The following is a 21,186-nucleotide window of genomic DNA, read 5'->3' as shown; positions in this document are numbered from 1 at the left end:
GGCAGGCCGGGCCCCGGGCTGGTATAATGCTACGTTCCCTATTTCTCCCTAGCCGGTGGCGCGAGCACTACATGGCCAACGAACGTCCTGCCCAATCCGAAATCAAGCAACTGATCAGCAAGGGCCTGGAACAGGGCTACCTGACCTACGCCGAAGTCAATGACCATCTGCCGGACGACATGGTCGATCCGGAACAGATCGAAGACATCATCGGCATGATCAACGGCATGGGCATTGATGTCCATGAAGTTGCGCCGGATGTGGAAACCCTGCTTCTGAACGACGGCAACACGGGCAACCGTGAGGTCGACGACACCGCGGCCGAAGAAGCCGCCGCAGCGCTGAGCGCGCTGGACACCGAAGGTGGCCGCACCACCGACCCGGTGCGCATGTACATGCGCGAAATGGGCACCGTCGAGCTGCTGACCCGCGAAGGCGAAATCGCCATCGCCAAGCGCATCGAGGAAGGCCTTTCGCAGGTGCAGGCCGCGCTGGGCCAGTTCCCGGTGTCGGTCGAATCGCTGTTGAACGATTACGAAGCCCACAAGGAAGGCAAGAAGCGCCTGGCCGAAGTGATCGTCGGCTTCAACGACCTGGCCGACGAAGAGCCGGCGCCGCCGGCTGCCGCCGCCTCCGATGACAGCGACGACGCTGACGCCGATGGCGACGAGGACGAGGACGATGATGTCGACGGTGGCGATGAAGAAGCCGCACCGACCGGTCCGGACCCGGAAGAAGTCGCTGCGCGCATGCAGGCGCTGAGCGATGCCTTCAACGCCTTCAAGAAGGCTGCCGGCAAGAACGACAAGAAGAACCTGCCGCGCCTGCGCGAAGAAATGTCGGCCGTGTTCGTCACCCTGAAGCTGCCGCTGCCGCTGACCGACGTGCTGACCAAGCAGCTGCGCGACACCATGGCCAGCATCAAGGGCCACGAGCGCCGCGTGCTGAACCTGGCTACCGTCACGGCCCGCATGCCGCGCAAGGACTTCATCCGTTCCTGGGAAGGCAACCAGACCAACCTGGAATGGGTGGAAGACGCACTGAAGCGCAAGCAGAAGTGGTCCTCGGCCCTGCGTGAAGTGAAGGACCAGATCATTGCCGAACAGCAGGCGACGATCGACATCGAGAAGCTGACCCAGCTGGACCTGGAAGAGCTGAAGGAAATCAGCCGTGCCATGGCCTACGGCGAAGCCAAGGCGCGCAAGGCCAAGAAGGAAATGGTCGAGGCCAACCTGCGCCTGGTCATCTCCATTGCCAAGAAGTACACCAACCGTGGCCTGCAGTTCCTCGACCTGATCCAGGAAGGCAACATCGGCCTGATGAAGGCCGTGGACAAGTTCGAGTACCGCCGCGGTTACAAGTTCTCGACCTACGCCACCTGGTGGATCCGCCAGGCGATCACCCGCTCGATTGCCGACCAGGCACGCACCATCCGTATTCCGGTGCACATGATCGAGACGATCAACAAGTTGAACCGCATTTCCCGCCAGATGCTCCAGCAGTACGGCCGCGAGGCTACGCCGGAAGAGCTGGCCAAGGAAATGGACATGCCGGAAGACAAGATCCGCAAGGTGATGAAGATCGCCAAGGAGCCGATCTCGATGGAAACCCCGATCGGCGACGACGAGGATTCCCATCTGGGCGACTTCATCGAGGACACCAACGTGGAGTCCCCGATCGAGAACACCACCAACATCAACTTGTCTGAAACCGTGCGCGACGTGCTGGCCGGCCTCACCCCGAGGGAAGCCAAAGTGCTGCGCATGCGCTTCGGCATCGACATGAACACCGATCACACGCTGGAAGAAGTCGGCAAGCAGTTCGACGTGACCCGCGAGCGCATTCGCCAGATCGAAGCGAAGGCCCTGCGCAAGCTGCGCCACCCGAGCCGTTCGGAACAGCTGCGCAGCTTCCTGGATATCGACTGATTTCCGGGTTGGGCTGATGTGTTGAAAAAACCCCGCTTCGGCGGGGTTTTTTTGGGGGGTAGCGCCGGGCCATGCCCGGCGGATTTGTATCGATATTCGTACTGTTTACGTAACACTATTCGAGCATCTGCCTGCCGTGGCTTTCGAGTAATTCATTTTAAAACAAAGAATTGTGAATAATTGGATGCTTGCGGCGCCTGATCATTTGCGCTAAATACGTAACACTATTCCGTCAGCAAACACTGCCATGGCCCGCCCGCCACTGCTTCAGCCCCAGGACCTGATCGCCCAGCTTCCCCCGGGCCAGCCAATGTCGGCGGCGGTCCTGGCCGAACGGCTGGGCGTGAACCGCATGACCTTGAGCCGTCTGGTAGCCGCCAGTGGCGACCAGGTGGTGCGCCTGGGCCAGACCCGCGCCACCGCTTACGCGCTGCGGCAACCCTCGCGCGTGGGCAGCGAATGGCCGCTGTACCGGCTGCGCGAAGACGCCACGCTGGAAGAGCTGGGTCGGCTGGTCGCGCTCAGTGGCGACACCTTCCATGTGGACGCCAGCCGCGCGCGATCAAACCTGCTGCGTGCGCCCGAGGGCGACTTGGCCGGATTCTTCCCCGGTCTGCCCTGGTACCTGGACGACCTGCGTCCGCAGGGCTTCCTGGGCCGCAGCTTCGCCCATGGGCGCGGCCGCGCGCTTGGCCTGCCGACTGACCTCAACCGATGGCAGCGCGATGACGTGCTGACGGCGCTGGTGCAGGGCGGGGGCACCGAAATCGGCGATCTGCTGCTGGGCGGGGACGCAGTGCAGGCGGCTCTGGCTGCACTGGACGCACCCCCGGACCGCGTGGACGCGACCGACCGCGCGCGCCAGTACCCCGAGCGCGCGCGTGCTGCGTTGGCCGGCGAAGACGTGGGCTCATCACCGGGCGGCGAGCAGCCCAAGTTCACCGCCACCGTGGAAAGCGCAGGCGGGCGACGCGCGGTACTGGTGAAGTTCGCCCAACCCGAGGGAGGCGACGCTGCACAGCGCTGGGCCGACCTGCTGGTCTGCGAACACCTGGCCCTGCAGACCCTGCGCGGCGCCGGCATGAATGCCGCCCACAGCGAGCTGCTGCAGACACCCACGCATACGTTCCTGGAAGTGGAGAGGTTCGACCGCACCGCCGATCTGCTGGGGCGGCGTGGCTTCGTCTCGCTGCTGGCGCTGTCGGCCGCCTTCACCGGCGAAGCCACGCTGGACTGGCCCTCTGCCGGTGCGCAACTGCAGGCGATGGGCTGGTTGTCGGCGCGCACCGTGCAGGCCATGGCGCGGCTGCATGCGTTTGGTCGCCTGATCGGCAACACCGACATGCACCAGGGCAACGTGGGTTTCCACTTCGTGGACCGCGGCGCGCTGCCCTTGGCGCCGGCGTACGACATGCTTCCGATGTCGCTGGCACCGTCGCGGCTGGGCGTGCTGAGGCAGGATGCGCCGCTGGACGCCGTGGCACCGCGTGGCAGCGGCGAGCTGGAACACCTGCGCTGGGCGGTGCCGCTGGCGGCGGAGTTCTGGGAGCGCGCGGCGGGGGAGGCGCGCGTGGGCTCGGCCGGGCTGCGTGCCTTGGCGGCGATGAATGCTGAGCGGGTGCTGGCGATGGGCGCGCGGTTTGGGTGATCCGGTCTGGTAGCGCCGGGCCATGCCCGGCGGATTGTTCCGGTGTCGCGTTTGCCGTTTGAACTCTCTCTCTGGCTGCCGCACGCTGGTTTGGCAGGTGCTCAACACACCTCGTAGGCGGACCGGACACCCCGGTACCGATGCAGACGCGCAACACGTCGCACCCTTCCCGGGGCGGGCTGTTGCTTCGATTGACCCTGCATCTGGAGTACAGCCATGAATGATGTTGAGCCTGTTGAGGCGGATCGAGACGTTCCCGATTTCCTGCCGCTGCTGGACTGGAATGATGTGATGCGGGACGAGCTTGAGGATCGCTGGGGCTTTGCCCGGCGAGCGACGTTCGCGTTGCTGACACAGTCTGGCGCGGGTTTGGTTGAGGGGTTTGGTGGGGAGAACCGGTCGGGGTTGGAGGGCGTTAGGAGCGCAGTGATCCTGTTTCGTGAGCATCTGCTGGAGATGCAGGTGTACGCAGAGGCTGCTGAAGATCGGTTGCGGCAGGTCGCGACGGTGCTCGCAGCTGAAGACTGAGTAGCGAGGTAAGGGCGGGCTCCACTACACTGTGGCGCTGCGCAGGGCCTATAGCTCAACGGTTAGAGCAGGGGACTCATAATCCCTTGGTTCCAGGTTCGAATCCTGGTGGGCCCACCAAACATCTGCCCAGCGTTGTTGAAGTCGGTCCAACGACCGGCACAACGCTGCGTCCGGCTGTGCTGGCTTTTTTCTCGCTCGCATTTCCAATACTTCCCGGTTGAACCCGATCTGGGCTCAGATTCTGGCCGCGCGCAAGAAGACGCGTGCGCAAGTCGGCTATATGATCAAATGCGAGAAGAAGCGAAGAACGTCCTTCACACCCGGAGAGCGGAATCGTACCTGGCATGAAAATAGAGGAATCTGTCGTAAAGACGCTGGTTGATCAAGCCAGTCGATTGCAGTCGGCTGCTGTCGTACCTGCGGATTGCGGGCGCATCAATGTCTCGGTTGCCATGCAGGAAACGAGAGAGCGCTTGGCAAAGCGTATCGATGACTACCTGCAGCCGTGGTTTGTCCTGTTAGACGAGAGCATCCAGTTTTTCGTGCAGTTTGAGCGCTACCTCTACGAGGCTCCGCTAAGCAGCAACCTTGCCGGTTTCGCGGTAACGGTCTCCAAGCTCAAGCGCGATGTCATCTCGATACGCGATCTCCTGGCCATTGGGCAGGACATGACAGCGCGAGTCTTGGCGCGCACGTTCATTGAGGACATTGAGATTGCAATGGCGCTGGCGCTCAGTGCTGAAACATGCGAAGCGTTTGCCGCAACCCGCGATACCAACGAGTTCTGGAACAAACACATCGGGTACGGGAAGGTATACGACAAAGTGCATCAGTATCTCTTGGCATGTGGAACCGAAGCAGATCTCTCCAAATCGCTCGTCGACAGGCACCGCCATGCAAAGAACGTCTTCTCTGAGAGCACTCACGGTGGGCGAAATTCCTCGCTGATGAGTGCTTTTGCACCGTCGCTTACTGATAAGGATGAATTGCACTTCCTCTCGATAGGTGCACTGACCTACGCAACTGCGCAGTTGGCGAGGTTCATTGCCCAAGAGACGCATGCGTTTGCGGGCTCGATCGTGAAGGGAACGATGGTCGCCGATCCATTGCATCTGTTCAGGAATTTTCGATTGACGGGGCGCTATATGAACGCCGTCGGCTCTGCTTACGTGCTCCAAGAGCTCCTGAAGCGGTATGAGGCAGGATTGGAAGCTCAGGAAGCGCGATTCGGATGAGGTGCATGGGTCGAACGGTCTCACCTAGATTTGATCGCGCATTGGCTTGAAGCCTGGGGACGCTGCGCGTCCCCAGGGCCTAGCTCATTGCAGGCTCTTGCTCAGAATCAGCCAGGCTGGATTTCTTCGCCTGCGCCTTCGAATTCTTGGAGACCGCCCGTCGGATACGCTGCTGTGCGTCCTTTACTTTTTCCCCGTCCAGCACTTCGCGCTTCAGAATCTCGTTGTTTAGAAGCTCAACTACGGCCTCTGGCTCGATCTTCAACTCGGGGAAGAGGCGGCGCAACTCGCGGCGGATCACAGTAACAACGGGCTCTCCGAGAACAACCTGGGCAACCGTAAACTTATTGAGAACCGAGATGTGCTGGTGATACAGGCCCATCGCATCGGAGGTGATCCCTTCTCGACAGAGCAGGAACAATTTGCGCTGGTCCTCGTCGTTCTTCAAGTTGATATCTGCAATGCAGAACGATGAAACGAGTTCGTACTCGATAGGCTGACCGAACTTGATCCTGTACAGCCGCCACTCGAGTGCGTTCGTCAGCACGATCCATTCGATTCCCTCGTGGGCACCGTAGTTGATGGCCTGACGCAGGTGGGTCTCGTTCAACGAGATGGCGGCAGCTTTCACTTCAATCAGGACCCTGATCTTGCCGTCGATCCTCACCGCCAAGTCGCAGAAGGTTCCTCTGATCTGCTGTTCGCTCGTCAGTTCGTTGTATTTGTCATAACCGAAAATGTCGGCAAGCATGTCCTTGACGAGGGTCACTGTGTCCGCTTCAGACACATCCTTGGTCTTATGGGAAACGGCGACAGAAACAAGAGACTTTACTGTTGTCGGCCACCTGTCCGAGACCTTCTTTGGAATCTTCAGCACGTCCATGCTCCTTCCAGTTGTCGTCTGCGGATAGTGATGCTTTGCCCGCCACTGTGCAATAACTCGCTCCGGGGACTCTGGTTTTGGAGTGTATGTATGGGGCGTGGCGGCCTGCCATGCCCCCCGCCAGCCAGCCTTCAACAACACGCTCACACCCCCAGCGCCACGCTCAGGCCTCTGCAAGGAGGCTCCCCATGGCACCCACCATCCGCATCGCGTCCTCTTCCGACCTCCCGCAGGTCGCTGCGCTCTTCAACGATTACCGGCAGTTCTACGAACAGCCTGCCGACCTTGAACTGGCCACGACCTTCATGCGCGATCGGTTACAGGCCGGCGATTCACTGGTGCTGGTAATCGAATCCGAAGAACACGGAATCGTCGGGTTTACCCAGTTGTACCCACTGTTCGATTCAGTAAGCGCGCAGCGCAGTTTCATTCTGTACGACCTGTATATCTCGCAATCGGCACGTCGCCAGGGCCTCGCCCGTGCGCTGATGATCGCGGCAACCGACGAGGCACGTCGGCGTGGCGCGGGGCGCCTGGAACTGCAAACCGGCCGCAGCAACCTGCCTGCGCAGCGGCTGTACGAAGGCCTGGGATGGGAGCGCGACGACGCCTTCTTCGTCTACGCCATTCACCCATAGGCCGCGCCGGGCGTCGGGTGTCCTGTAAACCCAGCTTGACACCCCGCCCGCCAACATGGACCTTTCCCCCCCATGACTATCGATATCGAATCGCTCAGCCTGCGCGAGCTGGGCGCCCTGGTGGCCGCCGCTGAACAGCGCAAGGCGCTGATCACCTCCCGTCGCCCGGCCGCCGCCGTGCGCCGCCTGCTGAAGGCCGCCGCCGCCGAAGCCGGTTACACCATCGAAGAATTGTTCGGTGACGATGCCGACACCGCGCCCGCGCCGGCCCGCAAGACCACCCGCCGCAAGTCCGGCAAAGTGGCGCCCAAATACCGCGACCCCGAATACAAGCGCCTGACCTGGACCGGCCGCGGGCGCATGCCGCGCTGGCTGGCGGCCAAGGTGTCCAAGGGCCACAAGGTCACCGATTTCCTGATTCCCGGCCTGGCCAAGCCGACGGCGGGCAAGACCAGCACCATCGGCAAGCGCACCGTCATCAAGAAGGCCTGAGGCCCGCGTTCCACTCCCGCATGCGGAGTGGGACCGCCTTCGCATTCCTTATCTGGATCGATCTAATATGCTCCCATCTATCCAGCACGGGAGCGCACGGCATGGCGTTGGGGAAGTGGATGATGGCCGCCTGCATGGCGGTGGCACTGGCGTCGGGCGCGCAGGCCGCGCCGCCGGCCACCTCGGGTAATCCGATCCTGCAGGGCTGGTATGCCGACCCGGAAGCGGCCGTGTTCGGCAGCCGCTACTGGATCTTCCCGACCACCTCGGCCGTGTACGAAGCGCAGACCACCTTCGATGCGTTCTCGTCGCCCGATCTGCTGCACTGGACCAAGCATGCCGACGTCCTGAACGCCAAGGCGGTGCCATGGGCCAAGCGCGCGATGTGGGCGCCGTCGGTGGTGGAAAACAATGGCAAGTACTACTTCTTCTTCGCCGCCAACGACATCAAGAACGATAGCGAGCTGGGTGGCATTGGCGTGGCCGTGGCCGACCACCCGCAAGGGCCGTACAAGGATCTGCTGGGCAAGCCGCTGGTGGGCGCGTTCCATAATGGCGCCCAGCCCATCGACCAGTTCGTGTTCAAGGATGACGATGGCGCCTGGTACATGATCTACGGCGGCTGGAAGCACGCCAACATCGTGCGCCTGAAGGACGATTTCACCGGCGTGCTGCCGCTGGCCGATGGCACGCTGTTCAAGGAAATCACCCCGGCCCCGGAATACGTGGAAGGCCCGTTGATGTTCAAGCGCGGCGGACGCTATTACTTCATGTGGTCCGAAGGCGGCTGGGGCAGCCCGGATTATTCGGTGGCCTATGCAATTGCCGATGCGCCCACCGGGCCGTTCAAGCGCGTCGGCAAGATCCTGCAGCAGGATGAAGCCATCGCCACCAGCGCCGGCCACAACTCGGTGATCCAGGTGCCGGGCACCGACCGCTGGTACATCGTCTACCACCGTCGCCCCCACGGTGACAGCGCCCGCGACCATCGGGTGACCGCCATCGAGCGCATGCAATTCGATGCGCAGGGCCACATCCTGCCGGTGAAGATCACCCATGAGGGCGTGGCGGCCGATCCGCTGCGCTGAGGTCGGCCGAGCGGCAGGCCATCAGGCGTTCTGGAACACTGCCAGCTGCGCGGCGAACGCGCGCTGGTAGGCCGGTCGTGCCGTCGCACGCGCCACGTAGGCCGCCAGCAACGGGAATTCATCGACGATGCCGCTGCTCTTCAAGCGCAGCAGCACCGACACCATCAATAGATCGGCGGCGCTGAAGCCGCCCTCCAGCCAGGGGCCATCGCCCAACCGTGCGGACAGTTCGCCCAGCCGACGCCGCACGCGCTCATCCAGCATCACCAGCCGCTGCGCATACCAGGGTTGTTCGCGTTCCAGCACCCAGGCCAGCGAGCGCTCGACAATCGGCGGCTCCACCGTGTTCAACGCGGCGAACATCCACATGATCGCGCGCATGCGTGCGTTGCCATCGGGCGGCAGCAGGCCGGCATGCTGCTCGGCCAGGTGCAGGATGATCGCGCCGGATTCGAACAGCACCAGGTCGTCTTCTTCGTAAGTGGGAATCTGCCCGAACGGATGAAGCGCGCGGTGCGCCGGTTCCTTCATTTCAGCGAAGCTCAGCAGTCGCACGTCGTAGGCCAGGCCCAGTTCTTCCAGTGCCCAGCGCACGCGCATGTCGCGTGCCAGGCCCTGGCCACGGTCGGGGGAGGTGGCAAAGGCGGTGATGGTCGGTTGCATGCTGCTGCTCCTGCAGGGAAATGGCCTGCGTTACCTGTTCCGACGAACGACGGGGCCGGCAATCGACAGGCCAACCCCATCGGCTGGATGTGATTCGGCAGCAACTGCTTCCGCGCAGGCAACATGGCGTCCCCGCCGACGGGTCTACTGGCGCATCCATGGGTTTTCTACGCTGGTTTCGCACGGCTACCTGCCGTGTTGCGCGCCAGCTCGCTGCTGTTGCCCGCCCGCCAACTCTGTGGAGATCCGCTCATGTTCAGTCTGGAAAATACTGCCGCCCCCATCGCCCCTGCACTCGATGAACTGGTGCCCTCGCGCTACGCCCTGAACGTGGGCGATGTTGAAGTGCTGGTGATCAGCGATGGCGTCCTGCCGCTGCCCACGCAGATGCTGGGCCACAACGTGCCTGCAGCGGACCGCGACGAATGGTTCGACGAGATGTACCTGCCGCACGATGCCTTCGATTGGGCGTTGAACGTGATGGTGGTGCACAGTGGTGATCGCACCATCCTGATCGACGCCGGCCTGGGCATGGACCCGGACCTGCAGTTGCCGCGAGCCGGCCAGTTGATCCGCCGCCTGGGTGCGGCGGGTATCGATCTGGGCGGGATTACCGATGTGGTGATCACCCACATGCACATGGACCACATCGGCGGCCTGCTGGTGGACGGAGTGAAAGAACAGCTTCGCCCGGACCTGAAGATCCACATTGCGGCGGCCGAAGTGGAATTCTGGAAGTCGCCGGACTTTGCCCGCACCAACATGCCGCAGGGCTTCCCCGATGCACTGCGGGCCACGGCCAAGCAGTTCTGGGCCGAGTACAGCGGCCTGGTGCACACCTTCCAGGACGAGCAGCAGATCGCGCCGGGTGTGGTGGCGCGCCGTACCGGTGGGCACACGCCGGGGCATTGCGTGGTGCGCGTGGCATCGGCTGGCCAGGCGCTGACCTTCGCCGGCGATGCGGTGTTTGCAGTGGGCTTCGATCAGCCGAACTGGCACAACGGCTTCGAGCACGATCCGGAAGAATCGGCGCGCGTGCGCATTGCCCTGTTGGACCAGCTGGCCGGCAGTGGCGAAATGCTGGTAGCCACCCACCTGCCGTTCCCGTCGGTGGGCCGGGTTTCACGCGATGGCCAGGCCTACCGCTGGGTGCCGGTGTTCTGGGATTTCTGAGCGGCCACCGCAGCACATCGATCCAATACGGTCGATCAAGTTTTACGGACCATTCGTCACCGATGCGCCCGGATCCGGGCGCACAGTAGCGCCTGTCCAACCACCCAAGACGAGGTTCCCCCATGAAATTTGCTACCCGTACCCTGGCCGCCGCCGTGCTGGCCCTGTCCGTGCAGGCCGGCGTGTCCGCCCAGGCGGCCGAGCCGGTCAAGCCGGCCGCGGTCACCAGCATTGCCCGCACCGCCAGCTACATCACCACCGCCGACGGCGTGCAGCTGTACTACAAGGATTGGGGCCCCAAGGACGGCCCGGTCGTCACCTTCAGCCACGGCTGGCCGCTGAACTCGGACAGCTGGGAATCGCAGATGATCTTCCTGGCCAACCACGGTTACCGCGTGATCGCGCACGACCGTCGTGGCCACGGCCGTTCCAGCCAGCCCTGGGATGGCAACGACATGGATCATTACGCCGATGACCTGGCCACGGTGATCAACACCCTGGACCTGCACGACGTGACCCTGGTGGGCTTCTCCACTGGCGGCGGCGAAGTGGCGCGCTACATCGGCCGCCATGGCACCGGCCGGGTGAAGAAGGCCGTGCTGATCAGCTCGGTGCCGCCGTTCATGCTGAAGACCGCCGACAACCCCAACGGTCTGCCGATCGAAGTGTTCGACGGTATCCGCAAGGCGCAGATGGAAAACCGCGCGCAGCTGTACAAGGACATTCCGTCGGGCCCGTTCTACGGCTTCAACCGCCCGGGTGCGAAGGTTTCCCAGGGCCTGATCGACGCCTGGTGGGCGCAGGGCATGCAGGGTGGCCACAAGAACACCTACGATTCGATCGCTGCGTTCTCGGCCACCGACTTCCGCGCCGACCTGAAGAAGTTCGATGTGCCGACCCTGGTCATCCATGGTGATGACGACCAGATCGTGCCGATCGACATCTCCGGTCGCCAGTCGGCCAAGCTGATCAAGGGCGCCAAGCTCATCGTGTACCCGGGTGCGCCGCACGGCCTGACCGACACCCACAAGGACAAGGTCAACCAGGACCTGTTGGCCTTCCTGCAGCAGAAGTAAGTGCGAAGACGAAGGCCCCGGCAATGCCGGGGCCTTCTGCGTTGCGGCTACTGGATGGCCAGCTGGCGGTCCAGATGCTGCAGTTTGTGCGGATTGCGCTGCACCAGGATCTGGATGATCTGCTCGCCATCGGTATCGAAGGCCATGGCCGATTCCAGCACGCCGTCGAAGTAGCGCAGCAGGCCCAGCCGGCCATTGATCATGGTCGGCACCATGCGCAGCTGGTCCTTGCGGCGCAGGTGCGGCGCGTACAGCAGCTGGGCGATCCGCGCGCCACCCACCATCGGCTTGGGGAAACTGGTGACGATGCCGCCGCCGTCGCCGATCAGTTCGGCCGACTCGGCCATCAGTGCTTTCATGCTGGCGAAATCACCGCTGGAAACTGCATCGGCAAAGCGCTGCATCAGCTTCTGGTGGACATGCTGCGGCACGTTGTAGCGGGGTCGCGCCTGGCGCAGCTGCAGGCGTGCACGGTGCACGATCTGCCGGCACGCCGCTTCGGTCTTGTCCAGAGTGCGGGCGACCACGGCGTAGTCCTGCTCGAACACATCGTGCAGCAGGAACGCGGCGCGCGCGTCCGGTGCCAGTCGCTCAAGCACGTTAAGGAAGGCCACCGACAGATCGCTGGCGGTTTCCAGCACGTGTTCCGGGGTGGTCGATTCGTCGGTCAGCAGTGGCTCGGGCAGCCACATGCCCACGTAGTGTTCGCGACGGTGCCGGGCCAGGCGCAGGCCATCGATGGCGCGGCGGGTGGTAGTGGCCACCAGCCAGGCCTCGGCATTGTCGATCTGCGCTCTGTCGGCACCATGCCAGCGCAGCCAGACATCCTGCACCACGTCCTCGGCTTCATGCGCCGAGCCGAGCATGCGGTAGGCCACGCCGAACAGGCGCGGGCGAAGCTGGGTGAAAAGGGCGGTCGAGTCGTCCATGCCAGCGCAGACGGGACAGTTCCCCGGATTGTGACACCCGGGGAGCTGTGGAGGGGGCTGGTTGAACGGGCGCGCTCAGTGCGGCGGCAGCACAGCCGGGGTGCCGATGTCCTTCAGCAGGAAGACCACGAACCTGGCCGGCTCGGTCTTGCTGGCGTTGCGGCCCACGGTGTGCAGGTCCTGCGGACCTTCATGGAAGGCCTCGCCGGGGCCGAGGGTGACTTCGCGGCCGCCGGCAACGCCCATCACGATGCGTCCCTGCAGCACGTAGACGAAGCCGTGGGCATCGTGCCGGTGCACCGGGTCGGCGCCGCCGGGCGGGTATTCCACGGTCAGGATCAGCGCTTCCTTGCCGGGGTAGTCGGGCAGGGGCTGGGTCATGACCTCGCGCACGACAGGTTCCGGCGCTGCCGCTTGGGCGGCCGGCGTGGCGGGGGCCGCCTGCGCCGAGGCCATCGACAGCAGGCCGCACAGTGCCAGGACAATAGGGGTTCGCATGGGGTGTCTCCTGGGAAGGAAGTGGCGCCGTGCCGGAGCGCGGCGCAGCCGGATCAGGCCAGTCCGGCCCGGGACAGGCCGAAGGCCTGGTCGAGGACACCCGGCACGGTGCCGAATGCCACGTTGGCGCGGTTCCAGGCATTGATCGCCATCACCGCGTAGGTCAGGTCCACCAGCTCCTGTTCGGACAGCTGCGCGCGAACCTGGTCGTACAGCGCATCGGCCACGCCCTGGGCAGGCAGATGGGTCAGGGCATCGGTCCATGCCAGGCAGGCGCGCTCGCGCGGGCTGAACAGGTTCGATTCGCGCCATGCCGCAACATGGTGCAGCCGCAGCGGACGCTCGCCACGGATCGTGGCTTCCTTCACATGCATGTCCAGGCAGAACCCGCAGCCATTGAGCTGCGATGCGCGGATGTTGACCAGGTCGATGATGGCCGGTTCGATGCTGGCGTGATGGGCGGCATGCGAGAACGTGCCGAGCTTCTTGAACAGCTCGGGGGACAGTGCGGCATAGTCCAGACGATGGGTCATGGCAGGGGGCCTGTAGGCAGGGGAACGTGCTGCGCAGGCTACGAACGCGGCGGCGGTGGCGGTAGGCCGCGCCGGGGATGCATCGCGTTGCACGAAAAACACCAATGGCCTGTCACAGCGGCAGGCGCCCGCACGTCTGCCGGGCATGGACACCCCGAACGCCCATGCCTTGCGCCCTGCCAGCGAACGTATCTGGCAGTCCTTCCTTGCCGCGCTGGCGCAGCTTCCTGCCGACGCCCGCGCCGTGCTGTTGCTGCATGACGTGCTGGGTGCCGACGTGGACGACATCGTGCCGCTGCTGGGCCTGAGCGCCGCAGCGTGCCACCAGCGCCTGCTGCAGGCGCGTGCCCACCTGCACCAGCCCCCCAACGCTGTGGAGCCCCCGACCCCATGAATGCATCGTCCCCTGCGACCGCCGCCACGGCCGCGCGCGATCCGCTCAATGCCTCGTTTTCCACCAGCTACGCGGGCGTGCTCGCGTTCATCGCCGTGGCCAGCGAGGGCAGCTTCGCCCGCGCCGGTGACCGCCTGGGCATCGGCAGGTCGGCGGTCAGCCGCAGCGTGCAGAAGCTGGAAACCCAGCTGGGCGTGCGCCTGTTCCTGCGCACCACGCGATCCACCTCGCTCACCCGCGAGGGGGAACTGTTCCTTGAAGGCTGCAGCCCTGGCGTGGAGTGCATCCTGCAGGCGCTGGATGAAATGCAGGACCTGCGCGAAGGACCGCCGCGCGGTCATCTGCGCATCAGCGCCACGCACGGTTTTGGCCGCCGCGTGATCGCGCCGTTGCTTGCGGCCTTCCGCAGGGAACATCCGCAGGTGACCGTGGAGCTGCTGCTGGACGAACAGGCGCCGGATCTGGCCGGCGATCGCATCGACATCGCCTTCCGCGAAGGCGTGCTGGAAGACAGCCAGGTCATCGCCAAGCAGCTGGTGCCGATGCAACTGGTGGCCTGCGTGTCGCCGGCGTATGTGCAGGCCCATGGTGCGCCGCAGAGTGTGGACGCGCTGGCCACCCATGCCTGCATTGGTCGCCGGCTGCCCGCCGGGCGCATGCAACGCTGGGAGTTCCGGGTGGACGGCCAGGAGCTGCACCCGCAGCCCACCGCGGCGCTGGTGTTCAACGATGCCGAACTCGTGCTGCAGGCCGTGGTCGATGGCCTGGGCATCGCGCAACTGCCCAGCTACCAGGTGCGCGATGCGCTGCGCGCCGGCAGTGTGGTGACCTGCCTGGACCGCTATGCGCCGCACGACCGCGGCCACTACCTGTGCTACCTCAGCCGGCGGCAACTGCCCAAGCGTATCCGCGCGTTCATCGACTTCAGCACCCAGCGGGTGCGCGCGCTGGACCTGGACGCCATTTCGCACTGGGAAGCACGCCAGCAGGCCGCCGTGGCCGCGACCGCTGATGCGCCGGCATGGGCCTGAGCGATTGGTGCATGGCAGGCAACAACGTGGGGCCGCCGCCGGATCTACTGCCGGCCCAGCGGTGTTCCTAGCATGGCAGCGAACCGGCTATTCCCCTTCCGCATTCCTGGAGACAGCACATGAAGATTCTCGTCATCGGCGGCACCGGCCGCATCGGCAGCAAGGTGGTGGACCGCTTGCGGGCCGCCGGGCATGAGGCCGTGGTTGCAGCACCGTCCACGGGCATCGATGTGTTGACCGGACAGGGCCTGGACGCGGCCATGGCCGGCACCGAGGTGGTGCTGGATCTGGCCAACTCGCCTTCGTTCGAAGATGCCGCCGTGCTGTCGTTCTTCGTTACGGCCGGGCACACGATCCTGGCTGCGGCCGCGCGCGCGGGCGTACGCCACCATGTGGCGCTGTCGGTGGTGGGCACCGATCAGCTGGCCGCCAGCGGCTACTTCCGCGGCAAGATCGCGCAGGAGCAGTTGATCCGTGATTCGGGCCTGCCGTTCACCATCATTCATTCCACCCAGTTTTTCGAATTCCTGCCGGGCATCGTGCAGTCGGCCGGGCAGGGCCCGACCCTGCGCCTGCCCAGTGCCGATGTGCAGCCGATTGCCGCCGACGATGTGGCCGACGCGGTGGCGCGCATCGCACTGCAGCCGCCGGTGAACGGCGTGGTGGACATTGCCGGGCCGCAGCGCGAATCGATGGCGGCGCTGGCACAGCGCTTCCTGCAGGCCAACGGGGATACGCGCGAGGTGGTGGCCGACCCGGACGCGCCTTATTTTGGCGCGGTACTGCAGCAGGGCACGCTGGTGCCGCAGGGCGAGGCGTGGACGGGCCGCATCGACTTCGCCCAGTGGCTGCAGCAGTCCACGCCGGCAGCGGGGCCGCGGGCATGACCCTGCCGTCAGTGCTGCTGGACGTCCAGGTCTGCCGATGAATGGCCTGAAGCCGCCGCCGTCCAGTGTGCTCGATCGCTATCACGGCGATGAGGTGCGCCCCCTCTACACCGGCCGCGTGCGGGTTCAGGGCGGCCAGGCCGGGCACGGTCGCGCCTCGGGCGTGGTGCGTTCCGATGATGGTGCGCTGGCCGTCGATCTGCGCCTGCCCCCTGAACTGGGCGGTCCCGGCGGTGGCACCAATCCCGAACAGCTGCTGGCGGCCGGTTACGCCGGCTGCTTCCACGGCGCCATGGTGCTGGTTGCCGCGCGGGCCGGCCTGGTGCTGGACCAGCCCAGCGTCGAGGTGGGGGTGACCTTTGCCCGTGACCCGGTGGATGGCCTGTATCTGCTGTCCGCCGAGATCGTGGTGTGCCTGCCGGGCATGGACGCCACGCTGGCGGCGGAACTGGTGCGCAATACCGAACGCGTGTGTCCGTACGCCAAGATGTTCCATCGCGGCATCAGTCACGTGGTGCGGGTCAGCGTGGGATGAACGCTGCGCCCTGCCATGGTTGCCTGGTGATCAGGCTCGCGGCTGCGATAATGGGCCATGCACACTGCGTCCCTTACCGTCACCTTGGAAGCTGCGTTCCTGGGACTGCGCGCGCTGCCATGGTTTGCGCTGGCGCACAACAGCCTGAACCCGCGCCTGATCCTGCACGCGGACCGTGTGGAATACCGCGTGCTGCGCCGCCATGAGCGGCCCTACAGCGCGATTGCCGAAGTGGACTACCGGAACTGGCGCAGTACGCAGAACATCGTGCTGGCATTTGAAGGAAGCGCATTCACCTTCATTGCCAATACCGGAGTTCTGGGCCGCACGCGGGGGGCCATTGCGCGATTGCAGGCGCAGGGATGCGTGTTGTCACCGCGTGCGCAGGCGCTGTTAAGCGCGCGTGCGAATGAAGACGCGCCGAAGTAGGCGTTTTCCCGTGCTGGAACACTGCAATTGCTGCAATCACGTGAAGCCGCTGCAACGCCGCGTGAAGCAGTCAGCGCCGGTTCTACAGCGTGATTCCCGCATCAATCGCTGCTCACCTGCACCGCACACGCGTTCGATCACTGTGGCTGCGCACGGCAACGGTCATGCACCGCTGCCCCTTCCCGCAGATCCGAAACGGAGCCACGCCATGAGCACCCAGTCCACCATCGAAAGCCGTCTGAACGACCTGATCGAAATCGCTCGCGACGGCAAATCCTTCTATGAAGAAGCGGCCACCAAGGTGAAGGATGCCGAGCTGTCGGCACTGTTCACCCGCATTGCCGGCGTCAAGGCGCGCATCGTGACCTCGCTGAGCGGCGCGGTGGCGGCCACCGGCGGCAAGCCGGCCGAGCACGGCACCCTGGTCGGTTCCATGCAGCAGTTCTACGGCAAGGTGCGCGCCGCCTTCGGCGATACCAACTACGGCTACGTAGCCGAGCTGGAAGAGTCGGAAGACCGCCTGCTGGCCGCGTTCAAGGACGTGCTGAAGGAAAACGACCTGCCGCCGGCCGTGCGCCAGGAAGTGACCCAGTGGCTGCCGGACGTGCAGGAATGCCACGCCGTGATGCGCACCCGCAAGCACGCAATGAAGGCCGCTTGATCGCCTGAACGTTTCTGGCTGACCCCCACCAGCCAACCCGGGCCCCGCCACATGGCGGGGCCTTTCTGTGCGTGCGCGCACAACTGGAATGCGCTGCTCTCGCCGTGGTCGCACGGCCTGCCTAGAATCGCTTCATCCCGGTACGTTCCGGGCGCTGTCGAGTGAATGGATTCCATGAAGATTCTGCTGACCGGAAGCTCCGGCCGCATCGGCCGCGCGATCTTTGGTGCGCTGGCGGCGCAGCACGAGGTGATCGGGCTGGACCGCAGCCCGTTCGCCACCACGCGCATCGTGGCCGACGTGACTGACCGCACGGCACTGCAGCGCGCCCTGGACGGCGTGGATGCGGTGATCCATACCGCCGCCCTGCACGCGCCGCATGTGGGCCTGGTGGACGAAGCGGTGTTCCAGACGGTGAACGTGGACGCGACCGCGCAGCTGCTGCAGCTGGCGCGGCAGGCGGGTGTGCGGCGGTTCGTATTGACCAGCACGACGGCGCTGTACGGCCACGCGGTGGTGCCTGGCGGCTGCCGCTGGATCGACGAAGACACCCAGCCGCAGCCGCGCACCATCTACCACCGCAGCAAGCTGCAGGCCGAGGGACTGGTCGAGCAGGCCGCATCGGACAGCTTCAGCGTGCGGGTACTGCGCATGGGACGTTGTTTCCCGGAGCCGCCCGAACGCATGGCGCTGTTCCGCCTGCACCGGGGCATCGACGCACGCGATGTGGCCAGCGCGCATGCCGCACTGCTGCTGGACGAAGGTGGCGTGTTCCAGCGCTACATCGCCTGCGGTGCCAGCCCGTTCCAGCGCGAGGATTGCCTGCAGCTGGCCGTTGATACTCGCCAGGTGCTGGCGCGCCGCGCGCCGCAGCTGCTGGCTGAGTTCGACCGCCGTGGCTGGTCGGTACCGCCGTCGATCGACCGGGTGTACGACAGCCGCCGGCTGCAGCAGCAGCTGGGCTGGCAGCCGCGCCACGGGCCGGAAGAAGTGCTGCAGCAGTACGCCGCCGGCAGCATTGAAGTGTTGCCGCGCGCGATGGCCCGGCCGTAACCCGTAGCGTCGAGCTTGCTCGACGGCCGTGAACGCCGGCGCCACCGCGTCAGTCGAGCAAGCTCGACTCTACGAATGGGCGCGCTCCGGCGTCCCCCGTAGCGTCGAGCTTGCTCGACGGCCATGAAGCCCAGCGCGCGCCGGGCACCTGGCCAGACCACGAGACTGAGCGCGTTCAGCTTCGGCGCCCGGTCCGGCTCAACCTGTGCGGCGCGCGGCCGTTAACCCGGTGCGCGCCTTCTTCTGGAAGGTGGCCCGCGCGAGGGATCGCGCATCTGCGCGGTGCCCCCACCGGTGCCGGTTGTCCTGAATCACCTGCGGATCCTTCCATGTCGCCTTCCCGTTCTACGGCTGCCCGTCGCCCCGGCAGCATTGCCCACAAGCTGATGCTGGGCACCGCGCTGATCGCACTGCTGTGCTTCGGCCTGACCGCCTTCCTGATCTACCGCCAGGCCAGCAGCAGCCTGATCAACGCCTCGCGCCAGACCATGGCCAGCGAGGCCAATGCCGAGGCACGCAAGGTCGCCGCCGACCTGGGCACGGCCTTTGCCAGCAACGACGCCATGGCCGAGGCCGTCCTGGCCCAGCGCGCGCGCGGCGATGTGCCCGACCGCGCCAGCCTGGCCGCCATCATCGGCGAGCAGCTGCACGCGCACCCGGAATGGCTGGGCAAGAGCACCATGTGGGAAGCCGATGCCTTCGATGGCAAGGACGCCGAATTCGTGAACACCGAGGCGCACGACGCCACCGGTCGCTACATGAGCTACTGGGCCTGGCAGGACGGCAAGCCGACCCAGTCGCCCATGACCGACTACACCGACAGCGCCAGTGGCTCTGCCGACTGGTACGTGGGCCCCAGCCGCGACAAGCTGCCCAAGGTCAGCGAACCCTACGCCTACGACATCGGCGGCCAGCAGGTGCTGATGAGCACGCTGAGCACGCCGATCGTGGAAAACGGCACGTTCCTGGGTGTGTTCACCGTTGATTTCTCGCTGGCGGCCCTGCAGAAGCACCTGGCCACGCTGGCACCGATGGGCGCCGGCCGGGTCGAGCTGCTGTCGCCCAAGGGCGTGGTGCTGGCCGCGGCCAACCCGGCGGAGATCGGCAAGCCGCGCAGCGATGCCGGCACCCGCGCCATGCTGCAGCAGATTGCCGCCGACAAGACCGTGGAAGCCTTCGAGCCGGACGATGCCGGCAATGTGCGCCTGTACGTGCCGCTGAAGATCGGCAACGCACCGCAGCGATTTGCCCTGGGCGTGGTGGTGCCGCATGCAGTGATCGTGGCCGAAGCGCGCCAGCTGCTGTGGCTGACCCTGCTGGTGGGCGTGGTTGCCGCGCTGACCCTGAGTGCCGGCGTGTACGTGCTGCTGCGCCGCCTGGCGATCCGTCCGCTGGCCGAAGCCGTGCGCATCGCTGGCGATGTGGCCGCCGGCAAGCTGGATTCGGCCATGCCCGCGCGCAGCAACGATGAAGTGGGCCGGTTGCTGGAGGCGATGCAGGCCATGCGTGGCCAGCTGCAGGCGGTCATGGCCGCCCAGGCCGAGATGGCGCAGCGCCACGATGCCGGGCAGATCAGCTACCGCATGGATGCGTCGGCATTCCCGGGCGAGTACGGCCGCATGGTGGCCGACAGCAACCAGCTGGTGGCGTCCAGCAATGCGGTCACCCAGCGCCTGGTGGAAGTGATGCAGCGCTACGCCGTGGGCGACCTGAGCGTGGACATGGAAGCGCTGCCGGGCGAAAAGGCGGTGTTCACCGCGGCCATGGCCACCACCAAGGACAACCTGGGCGCGATCAACGATCAGATCCAGCAGCTGGCCGCCGCTGCCGCCGCCGGTGATTTCGCCGTGCGCGGCGATGCCCAGCGCTTCGAGCATGATTTCCGCCGCATGGTGGAAACCCTGAACACCATGATGCAGGTGAGCGACCACAACCTGGCCGCGCTGTCCACGCTGCTGCGCGCGATCGCCGCCGGCGACCTCAGCACGCGCATGCAGGGTGATTTCCACGGTGTGTTCGCGGTGATGCGCGACGATGCCAACAGCACCGTGCAGCAGCTGACCCAGATCGTCGGCCAGATCCAGCAGTCGGCCGCCAGCATCCGCCTGGCCGCCGGCGAGATTGCATCGGGCAACAACGATCTGTCGCGCCGTACCGAAACGCAGGCGGCCAACCTGGAAGAAACCGCCGCGTCGATGGAAGAGCTGACCTCCACCGTGCGCCAGAACGCCGAACACGCCCAGCAGGCCAACAGCCTGGCGGCGTCGGCGGCTGGCGTGGCCAGCGAAGGCGGGCAGGTGGTCGGCCAGGTGGTGCAGACCATGGAACAGATCGAAAGCTCGTCGCAGCGTATTGCCGAAATCATTTCGGTCATCGATGGCATCGCCTTCCAGACCAATATCCTGGCGCTGAACGCCGCGGTGGAAGCGGCGCGTGCCGGCGAGCAGGGCCGCGGTTTCGCCGTGGTTGCCAGCGAAGTGCGCGCGCTGGCACAGCGCTCGGCGGGCGCGGCCAAGGAGATCAAGGAGCTGATCGATGCCTCGGTGGCCCATGTCGGTGCCGGTGCGCAGCTGGTGCACGGCGCCGGCCGCACCATGCAGGACATCGTGGGCCAGGTGGGCCGGGTGAACGAGATCATGGCCGAGATCTCGGCCGCCTCGCGCGAGCAGTCCGCCGGCATCGAGCAGGTGAACCAGACCGTGGTGCAGATGGACGAAACCACCCAGCAGAACGCCGCGCTGGTGGAAGAAGCCACGGCCGCCGCGCGGGCCATGGAAGAGCAGGCCGAACAGCTGGCGGTGGCGGTGTCGCGCTTCCGCCTGCAGGCCGATGCCACGGCGGCGAAGGTGCTGCGCGCAGCCTGAGGGCTGGAAACGAAGAC

General features: G+C 65.4%; 22 protein-coding genes and 1 tRNA gene. 18 read left to right on the top strand and 5 right to left on the bottom strand.

What is annotated here, in order from left to right:
* Positions 1-71 precede the first annotated feature (71 nt).
* The 5 genes from rpoD (at position 72) to C1930_RS17645 (ending at position 5,342) form a co-directional block, all read left to right on the top strand.
* On the top strand, positions 72-1,928 hold the full coding sequence (gene rpoD / locus C1930_RS17665) for an RNA polymerase sigma factor RpoD (RefSeq protein WP_108772301.1): 1,857 nt from the start codon (positions 72-74) through the stop codon (positions 1,926-1,928).
* A gap of 247 nt (positions 1,929-2,175) precedes the next feature.
* A complete protein-coding gene (gene yjjJ / locus C1930_RS17660; RefSeq protein ID WP_108772300.1) occupies positions 2,176-3,576 on the top strand; it encodes a type II toxin-antitoxin system HipA family toxin YjjJ in 1,401 nt (466 codons plus the stop codon).
* Between the two features lie 216 nt (positions 3,577-3,792).
* Positions 3,793-4,104, top strand: coding sequence for a hypothetical protein (locus tag C1930_RS17655; RefSeq protein ID WP_108772299.1), 312 nt, complete (start codon positions 3,793-3,795; stop codon positions 4,102-4,104).
* Positions 4,105-4,148: 44 nt separating this feature from the next.
* Positions 4,149-4,224 (top strand) — tRNA-Ile (locus C1930_RS17650).
* Positions 4,225-4,451: 227 nt separating this feature from the next.
* Positions 4,452-5,342: a hypothetical protein gene (locus C1930_RS17645; protein WP_159093630.1), complete on the top strand. Its 891-nt coding sequence runs from the start codon at positions 4,452-4,454 to the stop codon at positions 5,340-5,342.
* 79 nt (positions 5,343-5,421) lie between these two features.
* On the opposite strand, the gene C1930_RS17640 is transcribed toward C1930_RS17645, so the two are convergent.
* The gene (locus C1930_RS17640; RefSeq protein WP_108772297.1) at positions 5,422-6,225 is read right to left on the bottom strand and encodes a type I restriction enzyme HsdR N-terminal domain-containing protein; all 804 of its coding nucleotides are present in this window, start codon (positions 6,223-6,225) and stop codon (positions 5,422-5,424) included.
* A gap of 188 nt (positions 6,226-6,413) precedes the next feature.
* Here C1930_RS17640 and C1930_RS17635 point away from each other — a divergent pair, with 188 nt between their 5' ends.
* The 3 genes from C1930_RS17635 (at position 6,414) to C1930_RS17625 (ending at position 8,443) form a co-directional block, all read left to right on the top strand.
* Positions 6,414-6,863, top strand: a complete 450-nt coding sequence (locus C1930_RS17635) for a GNAT family N-acetyltransferase (protein ID WP_108772296.1) — start codon at positions 6,414-6,416, stop codon at positions 6,861-6,863.
* A 72-nt stretch (positions 6,864-6,935) separates the two neighbouring features.
* Complete coding sequence (locus C1930_RS17630; protein WP_108772295.1) at positions 6,936-7,355, top strand: H-NS histone family protein; 420 nt, start codon at positions 6,936-6,938, stop codon at positions 7,353-7,355.
* A gap of 101 nt (positions 7,356-7,456) precedes the next feature.
* On the top strand, positions 7,457-8,443 hold the full coding sequence (locus C1930_RS17625) for a glycoside hydrolase family 43 protein (protein ID WP_108772294.1): 987 nt from the start codon (positions 7,457-7,459) through the stop codon (positions 8,441-8,443).
* Between the two features lie 21 nt (positions 8,444-8,464).
* Here the strand turns inward: C1930_RS17625 and C1930_RS17620 are convergent, their stop codons facing one another.
* Positions 8,465-9,106 carry a glutathione S-transferase family protein gene (locus tag C1930_RS17620; RefSeq protein ID WP_108772293.1) on the bottom strand — a complete coding sequence of 214 codons (642 nt, stop codon included), beginning with the start codon at positions 9,104-9,106 and terminating at the stop codon, positions 8,465-8,467.
* Positions 9,107-9,358: 252 nt separating this feature from the next.
* Between C1930_RS17620 and C1930_RS17615 the strand changes: the two genes are divergently transcribed.
* Positions 9,359-10,279 (top strand): MBL fold metallo-hydrolase, encoded by a 921-nt coding sequence (locus C1930_RS17615; protein WP_108757252.1) that lies wholly within the window; start codon positions 9,359-9,361, stop codon positions 10,277-10,279.
* A gap of 122 nt (positions 10,280-10,401) precedes the next feature.
* On the top strand, positions 10,402-11,355 hold the full coding sequence (locus C1930_RS17610; RefSeq protein ID WP_108757251.1) for an alpha/beta hydrolase: 954 nt from the start codon (positions 10,402-10,404) through the stop codon (positions 11,353-11,355).
* A gap of 47 nt (positions 11,356-11,402) precedes the next feature.
* Here C1930_RS17610 and C1930_RS17605 read toward each other — a convergent pair whose 3' ends face one another.
* From C1930_RS17605 to C1930_RS17595, 3 genes are all read right to left on the bottom strand, one after another.
* Entirely contained in the window at positions 11,403-12,284 is an 882-nt protein-coding gene (locus C1930_RS17605; protein ID WP_108757250.1) for an RNA polymerase sigma-70 factor, read from the bottom strand.
* Positions 12,285-12,359: 75 nt separating this feature from the next.
* Entirely contained in the window at positions 12,360-12,782 is a 423-nt protein-coding gene (locus C1930_RS17600; protein WP_108772292.1) for a cupin domain-containing protein, read from the bottom strand.
* A 53-nt stretch (positions 12,783-12,835) separates the two neighbouring features.
* The gene (locus C1930_RS17595; protein ID WP_108757248.1) at positions 12,836-13,315 is read right to left on the bottom strand and encodes a carboxymuconolactone decarboxylase family protein; all 480 of its coding nucleotides are present in this window, start codon (positions 13,313-13,315) and stop codon (positions 12,836-12,838) included.
* 145 nt (positions 13,316-13,460) lie between these two features.
* Here C1930_RS17595 and C1930_RS17590 point away from each other — a divergent pair, with 145 nt between their 5' ends.
* The 8 genes from C1930_RS17590 (at position 13,461) to C1930_RS20665 (ending at position 21,169) form a co-directional block, all read left to right on the top strand.
* Complete coding sequence (locus tag C1930_RS17590; protein ID WP_108772291.1) at positions 13,461-13,709, top strand: sigma-70 region 4 domain-containing protein; 249 nt, start codon at positions 13,461-13,463, stop codon at positions 13,707-13,709.
* Positions 13,706-14,740 (top strand): LysR family transcriptional regulator, encoded by a 1,035-nt coding sequence (locus C1930_RS17585; RefSeq protein WP_108772290.1) that lies wholly within the window; start codon positions 13,706-13,708, stop codon positions 14,738-14,740. Before C1930_RS17590 ends, C1930_RS17585 begins: the two co-directional genes overlap by 4 nt.
* Before the next feature lie 119 nt (positions 14,741-14,859).
* On the top strand, positions 14,860-15,627 hold the full coding sequence (locus tag C1930_RS17580) for an SDR family oxidoreductase (protein ID WP_108754256.1): 768 nt from the start codon (positions 14,860-14,862) through the stop codon (positions 15,625-15,627).
* Positions 15,628-15,664: 37 nt separating this feature from the next.
* Positions 15,665-16,162, top strand: a complete 498-nt coding sequence (locus C1930_RS17575; RefSeq protein ID WP_108754255.1) for an Ohr family peroxiredoxin — start codon at positions 15,665-15,667, stop codon at positions 16,160-16,162.
* Positions 16,163-16,219: 57 nt separating this feature from the next.
* On the top strand, positions 16,220-16,591 hold the full coding sequence (locus C1930_RS17570; RefSeq protein ID WP_108772289.1) for a hypothetical protein: 372 nt from the start codon (positions 16,220-16,222) through the stop codon (positions 16,589-16,591).
* Positions 16,592-16,799: 208 nt separating this feature from the next.
* Positions 16,800-17,252 (top strand): PA2169 family four-helix-bundle protein, encoded by a 453-nt coding sequence (locus C1930_RS17565; RefSeq protein ID WP_108757243.1) that lies wholly within the window; start codon positions 16,800-16,802, stop codon positions 17,250-17,252.
* A 174-nt stretch (positions 17,253-17,426) separates the two neighbouring features.
* Positions 17,427-18,305, top strand: coding sequence for an NAD(P)-dependent oxidoreductase (locus tag C1930_RS17560; protein ID WP_108757801.1), 879 nt, complete (start codon positions 17,427-17,429; stop codon positions 18,303-18,305).
* A 329-nt stretch (positions 18,306-18,634) separates the two neighbouring features.
* Positions 18,635-21,169, top strand: coding sequence for a methyl-accepting chemotaxis protein (locus tag C1930_RS20665; RefSeq protein WP_108772288.1), 2,535 nt, complete (start codon positions 18,635-18,637; stop codon positions 21,167-21,169).
* Positions 21,170-21,186 lie beyond the last annotated feature (17 nt).

Origin of the sequence: Stenotrophomonas sp. SAU14A_NAIMI4_8, from assembly GCF_003086695.1 — a bacterium.
GTDB lineage: Bacteria > Pseudomonadota > Gammaproteobacteria > Xanthomonadales > Xanthomonadaceae > Stenotrophomonas.
Note: the sequence above shows the minus strand (reverse complement) of the source record. Positions and strands in the feature narration are given on the sequence as shown.